Annotated in this window: 7 protein-coding genes; all 7 read left to right on the top strand. The window is 56.1% G+C overall.

The annotated features are described in order from the left end of the window. Window positions 1-591 precede the first annotated feature (591 nt). The 7 genes from LOC54_RS10925 to LOC54_RS10895 all read left to right on the top strand — a co-directional run bounded on the left by LOC54_RS10925 (window position 592) and on the right by LOC54_RS10895 (window position 6,056). Window positions 592-1,611 carry an aldo/keto reductase gene (locus LOC54_RS10925; protein WP_279313843.1) on the top strand — a complete coding sequence of 340 codons (1,020 nt, stop codon included), beginning with the start codon at window positions 592-594 and terminating at the stop codon, window positions 1,609-1,611. Window positions 1,612-1,645: 34 nt separating this feature from the next. After that, complete coding sequence (locus LOC54_RS10920) at window positions 1,646-2,680, top strand: zinc-dependent alcohol dehydrogenase family protein (RefSeq protein WP_279313842.1); 1,035 nt, start codon at window positions 1,646-1,648, stop codon at window positions 2,678-2,680. Continuing rightward, window positions 2,677-3,468, top strand: a complete 792-nt coding sequence (locus tag LOC54_RS10915; RefSeq protein ID WP_279313841.1) for an SDR family NAD(P)-dependent oxidoreductase — start codon at window positions 2,677-2,679, stop codon at window positions 3,466-3,468. Before LOC54_RS10920 ends, LOC54_RS10915 begins: the two co-directional genes overlap by 4 nt. Window positions 3,469-3,513: 45 nt before the next feature. Beyond that, window positions 3,514-4,233: a carboxymuconolactone decarboxylase family protein gene (locus LOC54_RS10910; protein WP_279313840.1), complete on the top strand. Its 720-nt coding sequence runs from the start codon at window positions 3,514-3,516 to the stop codon at window positions 4,231-4,233. Between the two features lie 32 nt (window positions 4,234-4,265). Then, the gene (locus tag LOC54_RS10905) at window positions 4,266-4,820 is read left to right on the top strand and encodes a flavodoxin family protein (protein ID WP_279313839.1); all 555 of its coding nucleotides are present in this window, start codon (window positions 4,266-4,268) and stop codon (window positions 4,818-4,820) included. A 38-nt stretch (window positions 4,821-4,858) separates the two neighbouring features. Beyond that, entirely contained in the window at window positions 4,859-5,851 is a 993-nt protein-coding gene (locus LOC54_RS10900) for an aldo/keto reductase (RefSeq protein WP_279313838.1), read from the top strand. A 73-nt stretch (window positions 5,852-5,924) separates the two neighbouring features. Beyond that, window positions 5,925-6,056 (top strand): TetR/AcrR family transcriptional regulator, encoded by a 132-nt coding sequence (locus tag LOC54_RS10895; protein WP_279313837.1) that lies wholly within the window; start codon window positions 5,925-5,927, stop codon window positions 6,054-6,056. Window positions 6,057-6,129 lie beyond the last annotated feature (73 nt).

Raw genomic sequence — 6,129 nt, 5'->3', positions numbered from 1 at the left:
CTTGTCATCCCATCAACCCCAAGCCATAAAAAACGGGAACTCTCCTTTTGAGTGGATACAAAAAAGGGGGCACGTCATTGGTTTTCAACACTTCATGGCCGGATAGCGGTGAACTGGCTAGGAGTATGAACAGCTCTAAAGATAATGTTCGCTAACCAGATCTGGATAACTGCTATGTTTCTTTACAAAAAAAATATTTATAAAGATCAGAGACTTATTTGACGGTCTTGTAATTTATCTTTTTATACTTTTCTCAAATTGATGCCTATTCTTCTATATTTTATTGGAAGATAATACGAGAATCCTCAGGTTTTTCTGGGGGCGTCTCAAGGGGCAGAGCAGATGACGACACATAGTCGAATTGTGTCGTTGCTGAATTTTGTTCATAAGCCCATTCAGAATTGGGTATCTAATCAAATGAGGTGATATCGATTAGAATCATCAAAATTCAGTAGAAATGGAAGTATATATTTCTGTTTGAGGTAATGAAATTAATGCATTACGCAAATAGTCATGACTTCATCTACAGTGGTCAAAAATATCTGTTTTTCTATTGAAGCCACAGCATCTGATTCTAAAAGGAGATACGCGATGCAACAGCGCGAGCTCGGCAGTAATGGCCTAATGGTCTCAGCTCTGGGACTTGGGTGTATGGGAATCAGTGCAAGTTATTCGACACAACTGTCGAAAGCTGAAGGAGTGAAGCTGATTCGGGCTGCGGCAGATCGCGGAGTGACTTTTTTCGACACAGCCGAGGTTTATGGCCCCTTTACCAATGAGGATGTCGTCGGTGAAGCACTTCGTCCCATACGCGACCATGTCATCATTGCTACCAAATTCGGTTTCGACATCGACCCTCAATCACAGAAAATCCGGGGCCTCAGCAGTCGGCCAGAGCATATCCGTCAGGCGGTCGAAGGCTCATTGAAGCGGCTTGGGGTGGAGGCAATCGATCTTCTCTATCAGCACCGGGTCGATCCGAGTGTGCCGATCGAGGACGTCGCCGGTGTCGTGAAGGAGTTGATTGTACAGGGCAAGGTCAAGCATTTCGGTCTTTCAGAACCGGGACTGCAAACGCTTCGTCGCGCGCATGCCGTTCTGCCCGTTACCGCCGTGCAGAACGAATACTCCCTCTGGTGGAGGGCGCCGGAGACGAATGGAGTTCTCGATGCCTGTGAAGAACTGGGTATTGGTTTTGTTCCATTCAGCCCATTGGGCAGAGGGTTCCTGACAGGGGCCATCAGCAAAGACACGGTTTTTGCCCAAGGCGATCTCCGGCACGGCGTTCCCCGATTTTCTCCCGAGGCCATCGAGAAAAATCTGGCCTTCGTCGATCTCCTGAAACAGGTCGCTTCTGCCAAGGGCGCTACTCCGGCCCAGATCGCGCTTGCCTGGCTTCTGGCGCAACGGCAATGGATTGTGCCAATCCCCGGTACAACACGGCTCTCACGTCTGGAAGAAAACCTGGCGGCAACAGATATCACTCTCACAGACGCGGACCGGCAGGAAATTGCAAACGCCGCCGCTCATATCCAGCCCGCGGGCGATCGATACACGGTGGCTCAAGGCGCGATGGCCGGTCGAGAGGCATGTCTCCCCAAATCCGAGTAGGTCGTCGTCAGCGCTCAGAACAACGAGGATAATCATGCGCGCAACCGTCATGCATAAGGCACACGACGTTCGGATTGAAAGCGTTCCAGATGCTGCGATCAGAAAGCCGACCGATGCCGTGATCCGCATTACACGTGCCTGTATCTGCGGAAGCGATCTATGGCCCTACAACGGCGGCCCGAACAAGGACGGGCAGCAGATGGGGCATGAAGCCATTGGCGTTGTCGTGGATGTTGGCAGCGCAGTACAGACCATCAAACGAGGACAGGTTGTCATCATGCCGTTCGCATTTTCGGATGGCTCCTGTCTGTTCTGCGAAGATGGATTGCAAACGGCCTGCACCCATGGCGGATTTTTCGGCGTTGGTGGCGATGCGGGAGGAGCCCAGGCCGAAGCCCTGCGTATTCCCTGCGCCGATGGTACGCTCTATCCGTTGCCAGTGAATGAGGATGACGCACTGATGCCGTCGCTCCTGACACTCTCGGACGTTATGGGCACAGGTCATCATGCCGCGGTTGTTGCGCGCGTCGCACCTGGACGCAGCGTTGCGGTTGTGGGGGACGGGGCAGTCGGTATCTGCGGGGTCATTGCCGCCAGACGGCTCGGGGCCGAGCAGATCATCATGCTGGGTCGCCACCCGGACCGGATCGAACTGGCGAAGCAGTTCGGGGCGACTGATGTGGTCAGCGAGCGCGGAGCGGAAGCCATTGAACGTGTGCGTTCGCTGACCGGTGGGTATGGGGTGCAGTCTGTTCTGGAATGTGTTGGCACGGAGCAGGCCATCGCCACATCCATGGGGATCGTTCGTGCCGGCGGTGCGATCGGCCGCGTCGGTGTTCCCCACTATGATGCGGTACCGGATGCACAACAGATGTTTTTCGGCAATGTGACTGTTGGCGGAGGCCCCGCGCCGGTTCGTGCCTATATCGACGAACTGTTGCCCGATGTGATGGAGGGGCGCATCCAGCCCGGCCGGGTCTTCGATCGAACCGTAGGGCTTGATGAAGTGCCCGAAGGCTACCGCGCGATGAACGACCGGGAAGCGCTCAAGGTGATGGTGAAGCCATGACCTTCCAACATATCCAGGCTCGCAATCCCGTCTATGACTTCACCGGGCAGGTGGCTTTTGTCACCGGCGCTGCGATGGGGATGGGTCTTGTTACTGCGCGGGCTTTTGCGGAAAGCGGAGCAACCGTTGTACTGTCCGACGTGGATGGAGATCTTGTCCGACAGGAAGCCGCACGCCTCGTCTCCGAGGGATATAAGGCGACTTGCATGACGTGCGATGTCACCGATGAGGGCCAGGTTGCAGAAACCATCGACCGTATTGTCAAGGAGTTCGGTCAGCTCGACATGGCGTTCAACAATGCCGGTATACAGATCCCGCCGTCGGATGCGGCTGATGAGACGCTGGAAAACTTTGAGCGCGTGACCGCCGTCAACCAGCGTGGCGTCTGGGCCTGCATGAAGCATGAACTCCGGGTGATGCGGCAACAGGGCTCGGGAGCGATCGTCAATAACTCTTCGCTTGGTGGTCTCGTCGGTCTTCCTCAACGCGCCGCCTACCATGGCAGCAAGCATGCGGTGATTGGTATGACGAGAAGTGCCGGGGTCGAATATGCCCCGCGCGGCATCCGCATCAACGCGGTCTGTCCGGGGACCATCGAGACACCGATGGTGGCTGACATGTTGAAAGGTCAGTCGGCTGCTATGGCTGAAATTCTGAAGCAGCAGCCAATTGGCCGTCTCGGTCGCGCTGATGAGGTGGCTGACGCTGTCTTGTGGCTATGTAGTCCGGGCGCGAGCTTCGTTATCGGCGTCGCTTTGCCGGTTGACGGCGGCTTTACAGCTCATTGAGCCATTCATCACAGACACAGCCTTAAATACAGGAAAGAACGACTGATGGCCGATACACAGGCGGCAAGCCGCCCTTTCTCCCCCGAACTGGTCAGTTCGGTATCTCCGGCTCTGGAAGCCCACACGGTTGACCGGCTCAAAGAGGTCTGGACCCGTCCTGGTTTAAGCTTTCGCGACCGCAGTTTGATTTCGATCGCGGCATTGATCACGCGTGGCCAGGTCGCCGGCCTCGGACTCTACACCGATCATGCGCTTAATAACGGCGTTACGCCTTCCGAGTTGTCCGAAACCGTTCTCCAGCTTGCCTACTATGCAGGTTGGGCAAACGCTTTGTCGGCTACGCCCGCGATGGGAGCCGTTTTTGCCGCGCGTGGTATCTCGGCGGATCAGTTGCCGGCTGAAATTCCGGACCAGTTTCTGCCGCTCGAAGAGCCTGCCGAAGCGCAGCGGACGAAAACTGTCGGTGAACAGTTCGAGGCAGTCGCGCCTGGTCTGGTCGACTACACAACCAGATTTCTGTTCCGTGACCTCTGGCTGCGGCCTGGCCTTGCCCCGCGTGACCGAAGCCTTGTGACCGTGGCAGCACTCGTGACGGCGGGCCAGGCCGCACAGATCACGTTCCATCTGACGCGCGCGATGGACAATGGGCTGACGCGTGAGCAGGCTTCCGAAGTCGTTACCCACCTCGCTTTTTACGCGGGGTGGCCCAATGCGATGTCGGCCCTCCCGGTTTTCAAAGACGTCTTCGCCAAACGCGGCGCATAACGACATCAATCGTCTTTTCTGGAAGAAAAATTATGAAAATAGCTATCGTTTTCGAGAGTAATTATGGTCATACGGCCAAAATGGCAGATGCTGTCGCTACGGGTGCTCGTTCTGTAGAAGGGGCCGAAGTCACTCTTTTCAAGGTTGAAGATGATGGCGTGGTCGATCTCGAAGCCCTGAACGACAGTGATGCCATCATTCTCGGTTCACCGACCTATAACGGCGCACTCGGATGGAAACTGAAGCGTTTCTTCGAGAGTACGACGCGGCCTGTATGGTCTCAGCTCAAATGGCGCGGCAAGGTCGCAGCGGGTTTCACCAATTCTGGGGCTTTGAGCGGAGACAAACTCGGGACGCTGGTCTCGCTGGCGATGTTTGCCGCCCAGCACGGGATGGTGTGGGTCAATCTTGATCTTTTGCCGGGCAACGGTGGCAATGATGAACTGAACCGTCTGGGAATCTGGCTTGGTGCTGCGGCTCAGTCGGATAATGCGTCACCGGATGTGACGCCTCCCGCTGGCGATCTCAAGACCGCTGAGCATCTCGGGCGGCGGGTCGCGGAAGTTACGGCGCGTCTGGTCGCCTGACGGCATACTGCCTTGCTCATGCACGAATGGGGACGATCATGAAGAGACGTGTACTTGGTCAGGGACTCGAAGTCTCCGCTCTGGGACTTGGCTGCATGGGTATGAGCTGGTCTTATGGTCAGCCCAAAGACAAGGGCGAGATGATCGCGCTCATTCGCGCTGCGTATGAGCGCGGCGTGACCTTTTTCGACACGGCCGAGGTCTATGGTCCTTTGGTCAACGAAGAACTGCTGGGCGAGGCAGTGGAGCCGTTCCGTGACAATGTGGTGCTTGCCACCAAGTTCGGTTGGAAAGCGGCACCGGGAGACGGTAGCCGCTGGACTGCGCTTGATAGCCGTCCGGAGCATATCCGCACCGTTGTCGAAGGCTCGCTGCGGCGTCTGCGTGTCGAGGCAATCGACCTTTACTATCAGCATCGCGTCGACCCTGAAGTTCCGATTGAAGATGTCGCCGGCGCAGTCCGAGATCTTATTCAGGCAGGTAAGGTGAAGTATTTTGGCCTGTCGGAAGCCGGTGTCGAGACGATCCGGCGCGCGCACGCCGTGCAGCCGGTATCAGCCCTGCAAAGCGAATACTCGCTGTGGTGGAGGCATCCGGAAGAGGCCATCCTTCCGGTCCTTGAGGAACTGGGTATTGGTCTTGTTCCCTTTAGCCCTCTCGGTAAGGGATTCCTCACGGGCGCGATCGACGTGAACACGAAATTCGACAGTTCGGATTTCCGTAATACGGTGCCGCGCTTCACCACAGAGAACCGTAAATCCAATGAGGCTCTGCTCGATCTTATCAAGCGTTTCGCCGTGGAGAAAGGCGTAACGCCGGCACAGATCGCTCTGGCGTGGCTTCTGGCCCGCAAACCGTGGATCGTACCGATCCCGGGCACGACCAGACTGGATCGACTGGAGGAAAACATAGGTTCCGTGACTGTCGAACTGTCGGCGGACGACGTCCGGATGATCGAGGATGCTTCGGCCCTTATCAAGATCCAGGGTGCCCGCTACCCGGACTCTCAGGAAAAACTTGTCGAGAAATGAGGGGACGGTGGCGTAATTTTTGCCATAGTATCGCTACTTCTCGATCATCAAGCCAGAAACAGAGTATTCTGCAATGGATAGAGCGGATGTGACCGGGAAAAAGGAACAGATACTCGGTAGTGCGCGGTCAGTCTTCATGGCATGTGGCTATGACGGCACGTCCATGGCCACCCTGGCGCGGGCTGCGGGCGTCTCTGATGTTTAGGTTCTGTTGACAAAAGATCTTCTCAGACTGGCTTGGACGTGATTCAACGCTGGTCTTTACGGAGACCTGTGGA

Origin of the sequence: Acetobacter sp. AN02 (assembly GCF_029759835.1) — a bacterium.
Taxonomy (GTDB): Bacteria; Pseudomonadota; Alphaproteobacteria; order Acetobacterales; family Acetobacteraceae; genus Acetobacter.
This window is presented reverse-complemented; position numbering and strand designations above follow the sequence as displayed.